Below are 19,168 nucleotides of genomic sequence, written 5' to 3' on the forward strand. Positions count from 1 at the left end.
TCTCAATACTACAAAATGGGAAGAGCATTCGAATTTAGAAAAGAGAGAAAATTTAAGCGTTGGGCCAAAATGGCGGTTCAGTTTACGCGTATTGGTAAAGATATCGTAATGGCGGTTAAGGAATCCGGACCTCATCCAGAAACCAACTCACGTTTACGTACGGCGATGCAAAATGCGAAGGCCGTAAATATGCCAAAAGATAGGGTGGAGGCGGCTATTAAGCGTGCATCTGATAAATCGATGGCCAACTATGAAGAAATTGTGTATGAAGGTTATGCACCTCATGGAGTTGCGGTTTTAATTGAAACAGCTACCGATAATACCAACCGTACCGTGGCAAACGTGCGTAGTTATTTTAACAAAACTGATGGTTCTTTGGGTAAAACCGGATCCTTAGACTTTGTTTTTAACCGTAAATCAATTTTCCGCTTTGCTGCTACCGAGGGTTTAGACCTGGAAGAATTGGAATTCGAATTAATTGACGCAGGTTTAGAAGAATTATATGTAGAGGCTGATGAAGAAGGAAATGATATCGTGGTGGCTCAAGGTGCTTTCGAAAACTTTGGTTCTTTACAAAAGGCTTTAGAGGAAAAAGGCATTGAGTTAAAAAGCTCAAAATTAGAGCGAATTGCTTTATCTCATCATGAGGTTACGGAAGAGCAGGCTGCCGACGTATTGAAATTGATCGATAAGTTAGAAGAAGATGATGATGTGCAGGCGGTTTATCACAATATGGCGGAGTAAGGGCATTGAATAAATTTACTTGGGCTTAAAGATTTTTCTTTAAGCCCTTTTTTTTGAACAGCAAAACCTATGCTTATCGGTTATAGCAGTCGCACCGTCATCTCAAGTCCTCGGTCTCGTTCCTCAAACTCCGGGCTTTTCATTTTGTTGGGCTAGCCTTAACGGGTTAACCTGGATAACTTAAACCTGACAAGTTTCCCCATCGTTATCCTGATCCGATAGTTATCGGATTTATTCCAGATAGATACTGAAAGAAGTTCAGTGTGACGGATCGTTATATTATTTCTTATGCGAAAACAACCAGCTCAATAATTCTGGTTCTGCAAATGCGCTGTCCCAGCTGTTGTGGCTGGCATTTGGATAAAGTGTAAACTTCACTTCATCGCCAACGGTTTTTAAACGTTCGGCAATAGCGATCGAAAATACGGGATCAACCACATCATCTTTTGCCCCATGAAAAATCCAAAGCGGTATTTTCTGGTATTTTTTAATGTTATTGGTGTTATCGCCCCCACAGATGGCAATGGCAGCTGCAATTTTACGATGTTCTCTTCTTAACAGTTCGTATGTGCCCATTCCGCCCATTGATAAACCACCCACATAAATCTGTTCTTTATTTACATAAGGCTTTTTAAAAAAATCTTTGAGCATTCCTTGTAGTGCATGCATAATTTTGGTTGGCTTACCACCTTCAACAAAACTGATTTTCCTTTTGCCATTGGCATCTTTATCGAATTTGGCATTTGCCCAAAAATCGTTAGGTGGACATTGAGGGAAAACTACTATGGCAGGAAAATTTTTACGTACATCTTTCTTCAGGAATAATTTTCCGCCATGTAACAATTGATTGCCGTTATCAATCCCCCTTTCGCCAACGCCATGCAGAAAGATGATAAGTGGGTATTTTTGGTCGGGATTAAAATTTTCGGGAAACAAAATCCTATAATAAATAGAATCCTTTCCTTTGATAAAGCTACCCTTGTCGTATTTTTTTAAGTCCTGAGCGTTTAAAAAGAGTACAGAAAAAAGAATGCAGATAGTTAGAATAATCTTTTTCATCCAACAAAAATAGAAAACCCTGGCTACTTTACAATAGCACAGGATTTATAACCAAACCTAATTATCTTTATTTCAGCGTAAAAGATGCTTCTTTTACATCGCGCGAATTTGTACCGATAAATACTTTAAAATCGCCAGGTTCTGCCGCGAATTTTAAATCGGAATTGTAAAACTTAAGGTCGTTTTCCGAAATGTTAAAGGTGATGGTTTTACTTTCTCCTGCCTTTAAACCCACTTTTTGGAAACCTTTTAATTCTTTAACCGGACGGGTAATGCTACCCACAAGATCCTGGATGTAGAGCTGAACCACCTCTTTGCCTTCATATTTACCTGTATTGCTTAAGCTAACCGATGCGGTGATCGATTTTCCTTTTGTTAAGGTATTTGAACTTAGCTTGATATCGCTATAGTTAAAGGTGGTATAGCTTAACCCGAAACCGAAAGGATATAAAGGATCGTTGCTTACGTCTAAATAATTAGAACGGAATTTTTCGAACCATTTACCGTCTGCCAGTGGCCGGCCGGTATTTTTATGTGCATAGTACAAAGGCACCTGACCCACATTTTGGGGGAAAGTTGCACTCAATTTGCCTGAAGGATTCACATCACCAAAAAGTACGTCGGCAATGGCGCTCCCTGCCTCGCTGCCTGGAAACCAGACATTTAAAATTGCCGGAATATTTTCTTGTTCCCAGTTTAATGCCAGCGGACGGCCTGTAAACAATACCAAAACCACAGGCTTGCCTGTTTTAGCCAATGCCTTTAACAGGTTTTTCTGGGTTTCAGGAATCTGGATATCGGTTACACTACTGCTTTCGCCGGTAAATTCAGAACCTTCGCCAATGGTAGCCACAATCACATCCGACTTTTTAGCAACCTCTAAAGCTTCTTTAATCATTTCAGCCTCAGTTCGCGGATCGCGTTTATAAGTAGGGTTGTGGATGTTTACATATCGGTGTTCCATTGTAGAATCGCCTAGGAAATTTGCTCCTCGGGCCGTTAATATTTTTGCATCATTACCCAGGGCACTTTTTAAACCCTGAAGTACCGTTACCGATTGATCAAAAAGGGCGGCAACACTCCATGTACCATACATGTTGGCGGTATTATCGGCCAATGGACCGATTAAACCAATGGTGCCAGATTTTTTTAGAGGCAGTAAATTATTGTTGTTTTTCAATAGAACAAAACTTTCTCCGGCAACTTCCCGTGCTACCTGGCGGTTAGCCGGACTAAAAACTTCTTTTTCTGCTCTTTCAGTATTGCAGAATTTATAAGGATCGGTAAACAAGCCCAATTTATATTTGGCCTGAAGCACCAGTCTACACGCCCTATCTATTTGGGCCAGGCCAACTTTTTTCTCTGCCAACGATTTTTTTAACGTACCTAAGAAGCCTTCACCAACCATGTCCATATCGATACCAGCATTTAAAGCCAGGGCAGAAACAGTTTGTAAATCGCCCATGCCATGTGCAATCATTTCAGGAATACCGGTATAATCTGTTACTACAAAACCTTTGAAACCCCATTGGTTGCGGAGAACATCGGTCATTAACCATTTGCTTCCGGTTGCAGGAATGCCATCTACCTCATTAAAAGAGGCCATGATACTGGCTGCACCGGCATCCACAGCTGCTTTGTAAGGTGGGAAATACTCGTTGTACATGCGTACCCTGCTCATATCCGTTGTATTGTAATCTCTACCCGCTTCGGCAGCACCGTAAAGTGCATAATGTTTCACGCAGGCTAAAATCTCATTATTGGCCTGAAGTTTTCCTTGATAACCTTTTACCATGGCAGCAGCGATCTGCGATCCCAAATAAGGATCTTCACCGCTTCCTTCCGAAATACGGCCCCAGCGTGGGTCTCTCGAAATATCAACCATCGGCGAAAATGTCCAGTTAATCCCACTTGCACTGGCCTCTATTGCCGCAATTCTTGCCGATTTTTGTACAGTATTCATATCCCAAATACAGCTAATGCCCAAAGGAATTGGAAAAACAGTATTATAACCGTGAATTACATCCATTCCGAAAAGTAAAGGAATTTTCATACGGCTATTTTCAACAGCAATCTTCTGAACTGCTTTAATTTTATCTACACCTTTTATGTTGAATAAACCGCCAACCTGCCCGTTTTTAATCTTTTTGGAAATGTCGCTGCTGTTGGCCTGTCCGGTGGTGATGTCACCAGAACTTGGGAGGTTCAACTGACCGATTTTTTCATCTACAGTCATTTTCGACATCAGGTTGCTGATGAACGTATTCATCTTTGCATCTGCCGCCGAAACAGGTTTTTTGGTCTGTGCTGATCCGTTCAGCACAAGCAGGGTTAAAAAAACAACCAGGATATTCGCTCTCTTCATTATTATGTGTGTTTACTCTTTACTAATTAAATCTATCTTATCGTTAAAAACGATTGGTTATTTACATGCCACCCGTTATAAACAAACGTGGGCTGTGTTTTATTAATCAACTTTCTTTACCTCTGTTTTTACAGAGACACCATTCTCATTTATCGCCTCAATGGCAAAGTAATAAGCTTTTTGGCTATCCATTGCTTTGAACCAATATTCATTAAAATCATGGATCATAATGCAGTTGTATAGCTTATCTGGTGCCGTTCCATAATAAAGGTTATAGGCAAAGGCATTATCTACAGGTTCCCATTTGATGTAGGCACTGCGTTTATCTTTTTCTGTCCTCAATACAATGAGGTTTTTAACTTTTGTAGGTTTTTCTCCATTGCCATTCCCGAAAACACGCAGACCGCTGATGGCAAATTTTCCGGTAGGCATATGGATGTTTACCATTTTGATAAACCTCGTTTTTACCGGCTTTTGGAGTTCGATGTAATCGTGTGGAACATCGGTTTTGTTCTGGCTTTTATCCACAAGTGTAGTCCACTTTTTACCATCGGTTGAAGACAGGATTTTATATTGATGAAAAATTCCTGTTTGTTTGCCAATAAATTCAGCATCCTGATCGGCATAATTGATCTGTATGGCATTAACCGTTGCAAGGCTCCCTAAATCGGTCTGGATCCATTCGCCATTGTTAGCTGTTTTTGCACTCCAATAGGTTTTAATGCTTTCGTCAACAGCGTTATTCGCATTAAAGCTTCCTAAAGTAGAGGAAACCGTAACTGGCTTTTTATAGTTGATAAGCATCCAACCTGGTCCGGCAGGGCCACCTTCTTTTCTTTCGGATGGTAAATAAAGTGGGTAATCGCCAAAAGCGGTGTTGGTCCACATCACGTCGTCTTTATCGAAACCAGTTGGCCAAATACCCATTCTACGTTCCCAGGTGTTTTTTACGCAGATGATGCTGGTAGAAATGTGCCAGTAATTTTTGCTATTGTCCTGAAAAGTTGCCCCATGACCGGCACCACGCGAAAATCCACCGCCTTTATAACTCAAAGGGTCTGATTGTGGGGTGGATGGACTATCGTAAAATAAAGGTTTGCTACCAACTACCACACCATCAGAATAGCCGCTAAATTCGGTTCCGGGAGCGCCATATTGAAAATAATATTTGCCATTGTGTTTGGTCATCCAGGCACCTTCGGCAAAAGGATCAAGGAAAGTATCATCCATGTATTCGCCAAAACGTTGCCAGCCATATCTCCAGCTCTGAAGCAAATACATTGGTGTGCGGGTTCCTTTTGGCTGAAAGGTTTTGCGGTCTAATTCTACACCATACATTGGGTAGTTGTTACTGCTTCCGTTGTACATGTAAAATTTGCCATCATCATCGGTAAAGAACGATGGATCCCAACCGCCGATTTCTAAAGAATCTACCAATGGAAACCATTTGTTCCCTTTGGGGTCGGTGCTGCCCCACAAGGTGAAGTTTTTCGTATAAGTGCTGCCAAAAACCACCATGGTATCGCCAACAATACCTACTCCGGGTGCGCAGAGTTCGTCTTTGGTTTTGTTCCAGGGGCGGAGAAACTTTCTTTCGTGGAATTTCCAGTTCAACATATCGGCACTATGCCAGTAACCCCACTGGTTGGTGCTGAAAAGATAAAAGTCTCCCTTATAATTAACGATTACCGGATCGGCAGTGGCACGGTGTTTTCCCCACTCGGTAAAAGATTCGAAGGGTGTATATCCATAATCCACATTAATTGGGTTGCAATAGGTTTTTTGTTTCTGTCCAAATACGGAAACCGAGCAAAACAAAAATAATATTGTAATTAACCTTCTCATTTTATTTTTTTAAAGCTGGATAGTCGAAACCTAATTTGTTTAATCCGCTCTGAACATCTTTATTTCCCATAAATAATTTCCACAGGAGCCCTGATCTATAATTTTCGATCATCACCACCATGGGCCCCTGATCGATTCCCAAATATCTTTTTGGATACCAGCTGTCCTGCTCTGAAAAGGCATCGTAAAAACCGTATTTGCCCCACACTTTATCACCCAGGTTTTCGTAAAGATGTCTGATGACCTTCATTGATTCTTTTGGGGTGTATGGGATAGATGAGATGGCAGCAGTAGGAGAGATTACCCCGTAATCTTCCTGAAGGCTGTGCGCGGCATAACCTTTTACGGAGTAGCTGGCTGTTAATCCCCAGTTATTTTCGCCATACCCTTTAAATTTCTTCGGATTGGCCACACAATAATCATGTATGGCCAAAGTTTGATTTACATTGTTTTCCCAATAATCAGCATAGCGGTCTTTTAAACCTTTTGGGTTTAAGCCTAAATAGGAATAATGCGCCCAAAATAAAGGACCTACAGAATTTTTTGCACCTTGATAATCTAATGGGATATGATGGCCATACAGATCGAAATTAGCTTTAATTGCACCTCCTCTGGCCCAACCCTCATGATAAACCTGGGCAGGGATGCTATGCGTAGGGGATGAGGCCGCCATGACATACATAATTAAACATTCGTTGTAGCCTTTAACAGGAAAGTTCATTTCCCAGTTGTACGTTGGCGACCAGTGCCAGTACAACACATTCTCTCCGTTGCGGAACCAGTTGAAATCGATGCCTTTCCAAAGCTCATCTGCTTTTTTTGCCAATGCTTTTTCTGGTTCGGTTCCATTTTTATAATATTCGTTGATGCAGATTAAAGCCTGTGCAACGAAAGAAGTCTCTACAAGATCGCCTCCATTATCTTTTCGCCCAAACGGACGTACTTTAGCGGTTTCACCATTTATCCAATGCGGCCATGCCCCATGAAAGCGATCGGCCCTGGTCAAAAAATCCAATATTTTATTTAAACGGTCATACCCATCATTTTTACTCACATAACCCCTGTCTATCCCGCTTAAAATAGCCATCAGGCCAAAGCCTGTAGCTCCGGTAGCTACTGTGTTCTTGTCATTTTCAGGATATACATTATCCACATGGAAACGTTCTCTGCCTGCTCCTGATGTTGGTTCGGCACCATCCCAAAAATATTGGAAGGTTTGCTTTTGAACCAGATCTAACAATTCGATATCGGAAAGATTTTTTTTGATCGATAGATCGGGATTGTAGGTTTGTTTTTCACGCTGTGCACACGATGACAATGCGAAAAGGATAAAGGAGGATAAAAGGAAGTTTCGGAATATCAATTTCATTGCTGCTCAGTAATTTTAAAGATTAGGGCTGGTAAACCCAAGATTTTTCATGCCTGCTTTAACTTCTGGAGCCGACATAAATAAATTCCAGATTAATTTGCTTCTATAATTTTCGATCATGACTACAATTGGCCCTTGATCTATTGCCAGATTAGAGGAGGCAAACCATTGGTCTTTTAGAGAGAAGGCATCGTAAAAACCATATTCCCCCCAGGTTTTATTGCCCAGCTTATAATAAAAATATTTTAGCGCCTGCATTGATTCAGTTGGGGTATAAGGAAAAGATGATAAGGCCGCTGTTGGTGCAATTACCCCCACATCATTACCTGGAGCGCTGGCGGTGTATCCGTTTGGAATATCGCTTGCGGTTAAGCCCCAGCAGTTTTCGCTATAACCATAGTTGCTAAGTGGATTGGCTTTACAATAATTATAATTTATTAGTGTATGGGCTTTGGTTTGTGTTTCGTAATTGGCATAGCTGTCATTTAACCCTGTTGGATTAATACCTAAGAAGGAATAATGTGAAAAGAATAACGGACCACCGTTGGCTACACCTAAAGGGAGCTGAAGGCCATAATAAGTATTGCCATTTTTCATCCCTCCATTTTGAGCCCAGCCATTATCATAAACGGTTTTTGGGATGGATGAAGTAGGCGAAGCTGCGGCCATTACATAAGTGATTAAACATTCATTCCAGCCTTTAATCGGTAAGTTCATATCCCAGTTGTAATTTGGACTCCAATGCCAGTACAGGGTATTGCTATTATCTTTTCTGTACCAACTCCACTCTACGCCATTGTAAATTGCATTAATGTCAGCTCTTAATGCCGTTTCTGCAGCATCAGTTCCGTTAAAATATTGACGGGCTGTGATCAAACCTGCCATCAAAAATGAAGTTTCTACCAGATCGCCGCCATTATCTTTTGCGCTAAAAGGAATTACTTTTCCAGTATTTCCATCAAGCCAATGCGGGTAAGCACCATGAAAACGATCAGCATTTTTTAAGAAAGATACCATTTTTTGTATCCTAGCCAATCCATCAGACCTGCTGATAAAATTACGGCTAATGCCAGTTACCAGTGCCATAATTCCAAATCCTGAGCCGCCTGAGGTTACCGTATTGCCTGATGTATTTCTTTCTCTCGCCAGACCGCTTGTAGGGTGTCCAAAATCCCAGAAATATCTAAATGTTTGTTTTTGAACTAAAGTTAATAGATCGTCGTCGCTGATGCGGGCAAATTTGTCGGTATCATCAACAGCCGTGATCAGATTTACAGTGACGGCCGACAGTAGCTTATTCCCGGTTTTCGATAACAGGCCGGTATTAATATTTAAAATATATTTTGTAATAGGTTGCAGCGCCGAGGGCGTAATTACAACTGTATTATCGTTATTTTCTAATTTGGAAGTGAATGCAGCTGAATTTCCAGAAGCATCATTAAGGGTAACATTCCCACTTACTGAAGTGGCACTAACTGGTGCTGAAAATGTGATTTTAATAATTGGGCTATTATTTAAACCATAATAGGTAAAGCCATTATAAGTATCGTTTACCTTTAAATCACTAAAAGAAAATGAACTTGGTGTAACTGGCGGATCAATGGGCGTAGGTGTATCGCTTTTTTTGCATGCAAAAAAAACAATTGATAAGATTAAAATATAAAAATATTTACTGTTCATAGTAGGGTAGTTGAAAAGGGCTGCCGTTTGGCAGCCCTTTTTATGGTGCCTGTTAGGTTCTGGAGATTTACTTACCTCTACCTTCTAGTTTAGATAATGAACCAATTTCAACATCAGTAAGCGCCTTGTTGAAAATTTTAACCTCATCTATTTGACCGGTTAGATAACTTGCCCAATCCTGTTTGCCGGTAGAAGTTGTTAAACTAGGTGTTGTTTGGAATTGGACGGTGCCAAAAACCATTTTGGAGGCATCTTGAAATGTTAATTGACCTAAGTTTGCCACTACCTTTTCTCCGATTTTAGAGCCATTAAAATATACTTTATAAGTTGAAGTGGTAGCGTCATATGAATAGGCTATTTGATTCCACTTATTCCATGGGTCAACAAGCTTTAAAAAATTGTCGCCACCATTATTTACCACACCTGTATAACTACGGGCCACCAGTCTGCCTGTTGAAGCATCTCCATTATTTTCCATAAACAGCGTCAGGTTTCCCCAAAAGTCGGATGATTTTGCAACATCAACTAGTCCAACAATTCCTTTATCATTGAGGGGCATGTTAAACCAGCAAGTCAGTGTAAAACTTTTTAAATTTTGCACTGCGGCCGGAGTGTTTGACGTTACGTAGCCGTTTAATGCGCCTTGCAGCGATTTGCCTTTAACACCGGTACCGAAACTGGTTCCGGTATTGGTGCCGGCCGTATTCGATACGCTATCGATTAAACTGCCATCAAATGCCCAATGCGCTACCAGGCTTGAAGTAGCAATTTGTTTAGAACTGGTATAGCCATTGATATTTAAGGGGGGGGCATAAGTTGTTGGATCAAAGTCTTTTTGGCACGATGATAACACCAAGGTCATAACCGTCAATAATAAAAAATATTTTGTTTTCATTTTCGTAAAAATTAGCGGTTAGTAACCTGGATTTTGAGTTAAAGTTCCTGCACTTTTATCAATTTCATTTGCGGGTATTGCCCAAACTTCGTTTTTGCCTGCTTTCCAGCCTTTAGGGCCAAATATAGCTGTTCCACGACCCTGACGGATCACATCAAAATACCGGTCAGACTCCATAGCTAGTTCTACTTGTCTTTCTTTCCAAATTGCCTGGCGCAAAGCATCTTTATCAGAAGTAGTTACATCCGGTAAAATACCGGCAACTCCTCCACGTGCACGGGCACGTACACGGTTCAATGATGTTTTAGCTAAAGTTGGATTTCCTTGCTCGTTTGCAGCTTCTGCATTCATTAGCAATACATCCGCAAATCTTATTACCCTAACATTTTGTTGTGAGCCTTCTGTATAGCCGCTTACAATTAAACTAAATGGTACATATGATTTTTGATTATACATTGGATTATCTCCGGTAGGGCTAATGGCATCACCTTGTGGCGTAGTTTCTCCTCTAAAAATTATTGTCGCATCTTTACGGGGATCACCAGTTTCATAAGCTGCCGCTAAAGCTGAAGTAGGTACATTAAAACCCCAGCCGGCAACACTTCCCCGTACCCCTTGTACCTGGCTATATTGAGAGTTAGAAGCATCTTTATTATTCAGTAAAAGTTCGCATTGTATTTCAAACACGGATTCGATATTATTCTCGTGGTTAGTTCGAAATCCTTCCTGATAATCAGGATATAAATCGTAACCCAATGTAATTACCGTATTCGTAAAGGAAAGTACCTGATCCCATTTTTGCTGATACATTGCAACTTTTGCATGTAGCGCAAGTGCTGCACCTTTTGTTGCTCTACCCAGATCGGCAGCTGGATAGGTTTGAGGCAGAACTGCAGCAGCTTCATCCAGGTCCTTTTCGATAGCAGCCCATACCTGAGCTTTAGGCGTTCTTGGGATATTAAATTCTGCCGGTGTTTTTGGTACGTTTAAGCGTAAAGGTACATCGCCAAAAGCACGAACTAATCTAAAATAAGAATACGCCCTGATAAATTTGGCCTCCGCTAAATAACGGGCTTTTAAGCTGGCATCCATATTTATTCCCGGAACGTTATCAAGCACCTGGTTACAAAGATTGATATTTTGGTACTGTGCTTCCCAAAATCCGCCCATTTGCCCTTCTGTTGACGTTACTGTAAAATTATCGTAGGCATTTAAATAGTCAGAATCATTTGCTGCACTACCTTTTTCTGCTTCGTCTGAACCCATACTTTCGAGTGCCAAAGCAGGGAAAGCCGTATTTCCCCAGGTCCGAAGCTGTGCATACATAGAATTAACCGCTTTTGCAGCATCACTGGCATCTTTCCAGAAAACCACAGCAGGTTGCTGTGCTTGCGGATCAACATCTAAAAAACTTTTTTTACAAGCAGGTATTATTAAAAGTGAGGAACAGATTGCTACTATCCCGAACTTTTGTATATATGTATTATTATAATTTATTTTCATCGCTATTTGATATTAAAAAGTAACATTAACACCTAATCTGTAAACTGCTGATAATGGATACACACTTGCATCGATACCAGCGTTTGTTGGCGTACCACCGATTTCCGGAGTAAAACCTTTATATCCAAATAAGGTTACAGGATTTTGTGCATCAACAAAAACTCTTACTTTTTTCATTGTCCACTTATTCATTAAGGTTGACGGTAAAGAATAACCCAATTGGATATTTCTGATACGGATATATGATCCATCTTCAACATAGAAAGAGTTTGGCGCTGAGTTAAAAGTTGAACCAACTGCTGCTGAAGGATAAGTGTTTGATGTACCTGCTCCATGCCACCTGTTATCGTAAAAGTCTTTACTGAAATTTTCATTTCCAAAACGCGATCCAATATTGGCATTGTAAACATCAACGCCGGCAACACCTTGTATATCAACTGTTAAATCGAGGTTTTTGTAGCCAAGGGTAGCGCTTAAACCATAATTGTATTTAGGATTAGGATTACCTAATACAATTCTGTCTTTACCATCAATCACACCATCGTTGTTTTGATCGATGTATTTAAAGTCGCCAGGTTTTGCTGTTTTCTGAGCTGATGCGGCAACTTCTGCAGGAGTTTGAAATATTCCATCTACTTTATAGCCAAAAAATTCTCCTATTGCACCACCTTGTATAGTGCGTGTTGCTAAGCCACCGTTAGAAAGACCTGCACCACCTGCATAAATAGGATTTAAGCCGGTAACAACTGATAAAACTTTATTGTTATTTAAGCCAACATTACCGCTAATAGAATATGAAAAACCGCTTTTAGTCTGATCTCTCCAGGTAGCCATAAACTCAAAGCCGCGATTTTGTAAATCAGCCTGGTTGCCAATTTGCTTGCCAGAAGATGTACCAATTGAAGATAAAATAGGGATTTCAAAAATGGCCTGTTCTGTTTTTTTATTGTAAAAACCAGTTTCTATATTTAATCTGTTATTTAAGAAACTTGCTTCCAAGCCAACATCCGTGCCCGTAGTACGTTCCCAATTTAGGAAAGAGGGTACCAGTGAGCTCACATTTGCACCCGTGTAAGCAACACCATTAAACACAACTACATAGGCCCCATCTTGTTTTACAACAAGTGTTGTTGGGTTTACAGGAACGCCGGCATTACCCACTTTTCCCCATGATCCTTTAAGTTTTAAGCTATTGAAGATTTTTTGATCTTTCATAAAATCCTCATTAGAAATTACCCAACCAGCACCTACTGATGGGAAATAACCCCAAAGATCGCCTCCGCCATAAAATTGCGATGCAGCATCAGCACGTATGGTTGCATTTAAAAGATACCGGTCTTTGAATGCATAATTTGCCCTGCCAAAATAAGACGAATAGGTCGTTAAACTACCACCATCAATTACTGACCTATCGGCCGCATTACCAAGGGCTAAATATAAATCACCCTCGCTTGAATAAGGAACATTAAGCGCTGATGAATTAATATAGTAATTTTTTCTACGCTGAGCAGTTTGACCTGCCAAAATAGTTAAGTTATGATCACCGAAAGTGTTTTTATAGGTTAAGGTGTTTTCTAAAATCCAGTTTCTATCCTCAGTTCTTTTAATTTCTAATAAACTCTTATCGTTTCTTTGTCCTTGAGTTGCTTTATAAACAGGATTGTAGGCACGAACTTCGGCCTGGCCAAAATCTCCACCTATACTTGTTTTAAAAGTAAAATGCTTAGCAAAATTTAACTCTGCATAAAAATTACCATTGAAACGATAATTCTTAGATTTTTGATTAAAATAATCTAAGGTTACCTGAGGGTTAAAATTATTTCCCCCACCTAAGCTAAAATCATTCGCATCACCATAGGTGCCATCAGCATAATAAACAGGAACTACTGGTCCGGCTGCATATAACTGACGGAAAATAGAACCGTTAACATCATCAGAGTTAGATGCTGTTGCCGAAATGGTATAACCAATTTTTAAAGGCTTTAGTACCTGGATGTCGTTAGAAAACTTAGCGGTATAACGTTTATAGTTTTGTGTTTTAACGATTCCATCTTCACCGGTATAACCTAAAGAAAAGTTGTAAGTATTTTTTTCATTGCCACCATTGATAGATACCTGATGATTGGTTTGTAATGCATTTCTAAATGCCTGGTTGTACCAGTTAGTACCCTCACCAAAACTAGACGGGTTGGCGAAAAGGTTGGGCGCGCCATTAATTGCAGATAGCTCATTTATTATGGTGGCATACTCTGTTGCGTTAGCCATGGCCAATTGATTGGTAACTACGCGATAGCCAATAGACCCGTTGTAATTGATTACCGGATCACCTGATTTACCTTTTTTGGTTGTGATTAACACAACACCATTTGCCGCACGGATACCATAGATAGATTGAGAAGAAGCATCTTTCAGGATACTTAAATTTTCAATGTCACTTGGATTTAGAAAGCTAACTTCATCATACCAAACACCGTCTACCACATACAATACACCCGTATTGCCGTAAATAGATCCGGTACCGCGAATGGTGATTGTTGGAGAGGAGCCTGGCGCACCGTTGTTGGTAATATTAACACCCGCAACTTTTCCCTGCAATGCACTTACCGCATTTGTAGAGGCTTGTTTTGCAATGTCTTCACCTTTAACTGTAGCTACTGATCCTGTAACATCAATTTTCCGTTGCGTACCATAACCTACAACTACAACCTGCTCTAATTGTTGTGTTGATGATGCTAATGATACATTAATGGTAGTTTGATTGTTTACAGCTTGCTCAAATGGTGTATAACCTACAAAGTTGAATACCAGTGTAGCGTTGGCCGGCGCGCTAAGGGAGTAGTTGCCGTTTACATCTGTTTGCGTACCAGTTTGTGTGCCTTTAATTAAAATAGATACGCCTGGTAGGGGTGTTTTATCACCTCCATCAATTACCTTACCTTTTACGGTAATGTTTTGCGCTAATGCTACGTTAATTGTTAGCAAACAAAATGCAGCGAGAACAGAAAGTCTTGTAAAGATTCTTTTCATGCTTTATTATAAATTTAGTTTAATTGTTAGTTAAATGTGAGGTTGTTTTTGCTGATGTGCAAGTGTTTTTACCTCAACATTAATACATCATTAAGGCTTGTGGAGTATCTCAAGCATTTAAACCAGGTGTGATTTTAGCCCAAAAACGCAGTATTTAGGATTTTAACATCATATTAACATATACACAAGTGTACAAAGCACACTAAGTGTTTTGCGGGGTTCAGAAAGTGGTGATGAGAGGTAATGATGTAGTGCCTATTTTGTAAGGTAACAGAAAAAAGCCTCATGAACTGTTTTTTATGCAAACGTTCCCGAAACTATTTTAGACGATTTTTCTGCCAAAAATTGATTTTAGATCCAGTTAAAGCTCCATCAAAAACTCAGTCAAGTTTTTATCATGCGGCACTTCGAGTTTTTTGCGTAAGCGGTAGCGCCGTATCTCTACCCCCCTTAAACTAATATTAAGTAACGACGACATTTCTTTACTGCTCATGTTCATCCTCAGGTAGGCGCAGAGTTTTAAATCATTTGGAACAAGATCAGGATGTTGTGCTTTTAGTTTTTTAAAGAAGCTCTCGTGTGCCTCATTAAAACTGTTCTCGAATAAATGCCAGTCGCGTTCATCATTCATTCCATCATTGATTACTTTCTGGATTTTTCGCGTTTGATCATCAGAGAGTTTTTTGCCGTTTTCATCCTTTAGTTTGGTAATCTCGTCACTCAATTTTTGAAGCAGCTCATTTTTGTAAACCAAAGTCATGGCAGAATTGGCCAGTTCCCGGTTTTTCGAAGCCAATTCTGCTTGTAATTTCTCAGTTTGGAGTTTTATAATCTGTTTTTCGTTGATCTCAGTTTCCTGCTTTAATTTAGCCTCCTGTTCAGCTTGTAAGCGGTCGCTGATTTTTTTACTGTCTCTCCGCAGCTTTCTTTCATAAATTTTCTTGCCCAGAATCAGTACCACTACAAATAGGATAGCGTAAAGAATAATGGCCCAGCTGCTTAAATACCATGGCCTTAAAATTGTAAATGCATAAACGGTTTCCCCGCTTATAGAACTGTCATCTGTTTTTGCCCGCACTTTAAAAATATAGTTTCCAGCACTTAAATTGGTAAAATCCTTTTGTGTGGCATAAGTCCAGTCAGACCAGGCTTTTGAATAACCCTCTAAATAAAACTGGTACTTAACCTTCGCCTGTCGGTAATAGGGAAGGGCATAAGAAATGCGGATATTATTACGGCTGTTCTGTATCTCTGTTGCTTCCTCACCATTTCCAGCTTCGCTGATAAGCGAAAACTTATCGGTAATATCTTCCACACGCCTGATCAAAACAGCAGGCAGTTTTTGCTTCAGTGCATTAAGCTGTGCAGTTGGGTTATAAATCACAAAACCATCATCAACACTAATCAGGTAAATGGAACTACTGATTTGACTGATGTTCTCATAATATTGAACCATTCTGCCGTCTAAAATGCTGAATTGGTTCGAATCTATTTCTACCTTACCAGGTTCGCTAAAATTAACCAGGGCGGTTTTTCCGTGGTTAATAAACCAATACTTTTTGCCACCGGCGTTGATGATTTTATTGGAGGATTGGAATGAGCCAAGTTCTTTATTAAGTGCCGCATACTTGGTAAATTTGTCGCTCAATTCGTCGTAAGTATAAAAACCCGCATCAGATGAGAAAACAATCTTATTCTCTAAATTGAAGATATTAATGTTGTAATTACCAGGCAAACCATTCTTTTCGTCGAAATATTTAGTGTTGGTTACGCTGGTATAATTCGGGCTTAGGCTCAGTTTAAATAAACCTTTATAAGCGTGTGCTACCCAGATATCTCCCTTGTTGTCCTGTTCGACATATCTTGATGGCGCATCGAAACCTGCAATTTTGCTGGCAAATTTTAATCCCGAACCCGGAGATTCTGTATATAGGGATAGTCCGGTATATGTGCCCTGAACCAGGTAATTTGGATTAGAATTTAGTTTTTTGATCGTCCAGCCACCGGCAGATCGTGATAACCATTCGATTTGATCTCCGCTTACCTTAAAAGTACCACTGTTGTGTCCACAGATTAATTCATTGTCTATAATGGTCAGTTCCCAAACCTGGCCCTGCGAATTTGGGATCAGTTTAAAATTAAAGGGTAAAAGGTTATCCGGCGACCATTCACTATAAAATAGTCCCTGGTTTGTACCCAGATAAATTTTATGGTTAAAGATGATGCTGGAGTAAACGGTGCCAAACTGGCCTGTTTTATCGAAATAGAAATATAGAGGCGAATTAAGCTCTATACGGTCGATCCCATTATCCAGTCCAGTCCATAGGTTTTGCTCATTATCGGCATATAAACTTAAAACGGTGTTGTTTTGCAAACCGCTCGATTTATTGATCCGTTGTACAACCCTTCCATTTTCGTCGATAATGATCAAGCCATTGAGGATAGTACCATACGCGAAATACTTACCCAATAAACTCACCCCATTATTAAGTTGATAGGTTTTTAGGTAGCTGTTTGCAGGTGTGTTTAAAGGCCTGAAATCTTTTCCATCATAAATAAATAAACCATTTTTACTGGTCCCAATAATCAGGCCGTTGGTTTTATAGGGAAGGATAGAGAGGATACCCTCTTTGCCCAGTTTTTCACTATTTGGAATATAAACCAATTTATTGTTGATCAGTTCGAACAGGCCTTTCTCCAATACTTCGATCAGGTATCTGTTATTTACTTTATGCAAAAACAGAAAAGAAGATGGTGATTTTACGACCTCGATTTTATTGTTTTTGTAGATAAAGATCTTGGAAAAGGATTGAAAGATTACCCGATCCTGGTCTACATAGATTTTCCAAACCTCATCGTTAATTTTGATGCCTTTTGGTAAAAGATTGGTGAGTGAGCTATAGCTTAATTTGTTAGTTTTAACAGACCAAAAGCCAAATTCGCCAAAACTTCCGGTGTAAATTCTTCCATTATTATCTGTAGCTACTGACCGCACAATTTGCCTGTTGGGCATCTGGTATTTCTGCCAATAGCGCCCGTCGAAAGTTAAAAGCCCTTCGGCATTACCGAAATACATTACGCCATTTTTATCTTTTGCAATGCTCCAGTTCTGGTTTCCTGATGAATAAACAGATTTAGGGTAATTTTCTATAAAGGGTACACCTATGCTTTTAATTTCTGATGCACAGGTGCTTATGGCAAAGCATGATAACAGGATGAGGAACCGGAAGTAGTTTAGCATAAAATGGTAATTGGGTAAACCCATTATTACACAAAGTAAACGAAAAATTGTTTAAAACGGGCGGATGGGGAGTGTTGGTTAAGGAATGATGCGTAAAAAACATTGTAATCTCAATAACTTCTACAATACCATCATTTCGAGAGAAGTGCAACACAATCGGGAAATCTACCTCAAGATAGATTTCTCCGCTCCGCTATGCTCCGGTGGAAGATGACGATCAATTCTGTTTTGTCAGTTGGAACATAAAATCTTCCGGAAAACAGTCTATATACAGGTCATTTCGGCCATTCGTCATGCTGAATTTATTTCAGCATCTTTCATGCAAGATAGATCTTGAAATTAATTCAGCATGAAGGCCAGCATTGAGATGAGCGCTAAAAAATAATTTATTTATCCTTTAACCGCCACCAGTTGCGGAACCTTTACATAATATCCTGTTCCATCATAAGGACGTTTGCGTGGATTAGTGGTGCACGCTGTTGAGCAGCAGCCCTGTAGCTGATCGCCACACTCATCACATTGGGTAATGTGCTCATTACATTCTGGGTTGGCGCAGTTGATCATTTTAGGTGTGGTTTTACCACAGTTATAACAAACTGAAACAATGGTTGGGTTTACCTCATTTACATCAACAGCAATACGGTTGTCGAAAACATAACATTTGCCTTCAAAATCTTTGCCACCAGCTTCTTTTCCGTATTTGATAATGCCACCATGTAATTGGTAAACATCGTTAAAGCCATGGTGTAAAAGCAAAGCAGAAGCTTTTTCGCACTTAATCCCACCCGTGCAATAGGTTAGTATTTTTTTGTCTTTATATTGAGCTAGCTGGTTAATCTGTTCAGGAAAATCACGGAAATTCTCGATATCAAGAGTTACTGCGTTTTTGAATTTACCAAGATTGTGCTCATAATTAGAACGTACGTCGAGAATAATCACATCTTCATCGTCTTTCATTTTCATGAAATCTACAGGTTCCAGATGTTTGCCTGTTTTTTCGTTCGGATTAATAATCGAAGTATCCCTTAAACCAGAATGCACAATTTCCGATTTATAACGGCAGTGCATTTTCAGGAATGAAGGCTCCTCAACATCATCAATTTTAAATTCAGTTTTTGCAAATCTTTCATCTGCATGTACCGCATGCATGTAAGCTTCGCAAGCCTCAACGGTTCCGGAAACGGTTCCATTTAAACCCTCATCGGCAACAATAATACGGCCAACTAAGTCTAATGATTTACAAAATTTAAGGTGATCTGCAGCAAATTGTTCTGCCTCTGCTATGTAACTATAGCAATAGTAAAGTAGTGTTTGATATTTTTTCATAACGCTGTTGATACCGTTGCAAACGGCGTTTAAAGCGGGGCAAAGATACGGGAATTATGTAAGATGTAAAAATGGAAAATGTTAGATAGATAATGTATTCACCTCCATCTAACA

General features: G+C 39.8%; 11 protein-coding genes. 1 reads left to right on the forward strand and 10 read right to left on the reverse strand.

The features are described from left to right. Positions 1-15: 15 nt before the first annotated feature. Positions 16-744, forward strand: coding sequence for a YebC/PmpR family DNA-binding transcriptional regulator (locus tag AC04Q1_RS13085; RefSeq protein ID WP_316845373.1), 729 nt, complete (start codon positions 16-18; stop codon positions 742-744). A 279-nt stretch (positions 745-1,023) separates the two neighbouring features. Here the strand turns inward: AC04Q1_RS13085 and AC04Q1_RS13090 are convergent, their stop codons facing one another. The 10 genes from AC04Q1_RS13090 to trhO all read right to left on the reverse strand — a co-directional run bounded on the left by AC04Q1_RS13090 (position 1,024) and on the right by trhO (position 19,054). Continuing rightward, positions 1,024-1,803, reverse strand: coding sequence for a carboxylesterase family protein (locus tag AC04Q1_RS13090; RefSeq protein WP_478365044.1), 780 nt, complete (start codon positions 1,801-1,803; stop codon positions 1,024-1,026). 67 nt (positions 1,804-1,870) lie between these two features. Then, positions 1,871-4,168: a beta-glucosidase BglX gene (bglX, locus tag AC04Q1_RS13095; RefSeq protein WP_478365045.1), complete on the reverse strand. Its 2,298-nt coding sequence runs from the start codon at positions 4,166-4,168 to the stop codon at positions 1,871-1,873. Between the two features lie 102 nt (positions 4,169-4,270). Next, complete coding sequence (locus AC04Q1_RS13100; RefSeq protein ID WP_478365046.1) at positions 4,271-6,013, reverse strand: discoidin domain-containing protein; 1,743 nt, start codon at positions 6,011-6,013, stop codon at positions 4,271-4,273. A 1-nt stretch (position 6,014) separates the two neighbouring features. After that, positions 6,015-7,382, reverse strand: a complete 1,368-nt coding sequence (locus AC04Q1_RS13105; protein ID WP_478365047.1) for a glucoamylase family protein — start codon at positions 7,380-7,382, stop codon at positions 6,015-6,017. 15 nt (positions 7,383-7,397) lie between these two features. Then, positions 7,398-9,062, reverse strand: coding sequence for a glucoamylase family protein (locus AC04Q1_RS13110; protein WP_478365048.1), 1,665 nt, complete (start codon positions 9,060-9,062; stop codon positions 7,398-7,400). A 67-nt stretch (positions 9,063-9,129) separates the two neighbouring features. Then, on the reverse strand, positions 9,130-9,957 hold the full coding sequence (locus AC04Q1_RS13115) for a LamG-like jellyroll fold domain-containing protein (RefSeq protein WP_478365049.1): 828 nt from the start codon (positions 9,955-9,957) through the stop codon (positions 9,130-9,132). Between the two features lie 18 nt (positions 9,958-9,975). Then, positions 9,976-11,460, reverse strand: coding sequence for a RagB/SusD family nutrient uptake outer membrane protein (locus AC04Q1_RS13120; protein ID WP_478365050.1), 1,485 nt, complete (start codon positions 11,458-11,460; stop codon positions 9,976-9,978). Positions 11,461-11,472: 12 nt separating this feature from the next. After that, positions 11,473-14,487, reverse strand: coding sequence for a SusC/RagA family TonB-linked outer membrane protein (locus AC04Q1_RS13125; protein ID WP_478365051.1), 3,015 nt, complete (start codon positions 14,485-14,487; stop codon positions 11,473-11,475). A gap of 361 nt (positions 14,488-14,848) precedes the next feature. After that, the gene (locus AC04Q1_RS13130) at positions 14,849-17,728 is read right to left on the reverse strand and encodes a ligand-binding sensor domain-containing protein (RefSeq protein WP_478365052.1); all 2,880 of its coding nucleotides are present in this window, start codon (positions 17,726-17,728) and stop codon (positions 14,849-14,851) included. 390 nt (positions 17,729-18,118) lie between these two features. Further along, entirely contained in the window at positions 18,119-19,054 is a 936-nt protein-coding gene (gene trhO / locus AC04Q1_RS13135) for an oxygen-dependent tRNA uridine(34) hydroxylase TrhO (protein WP_478365053.1), read from the reverse strand. Positions 19,055-19,168: the final 114 nt, after the last annotated feature.

The sequence above is a fragment of the Pedobacter humicola genome, from assembly GCF_056490705.1.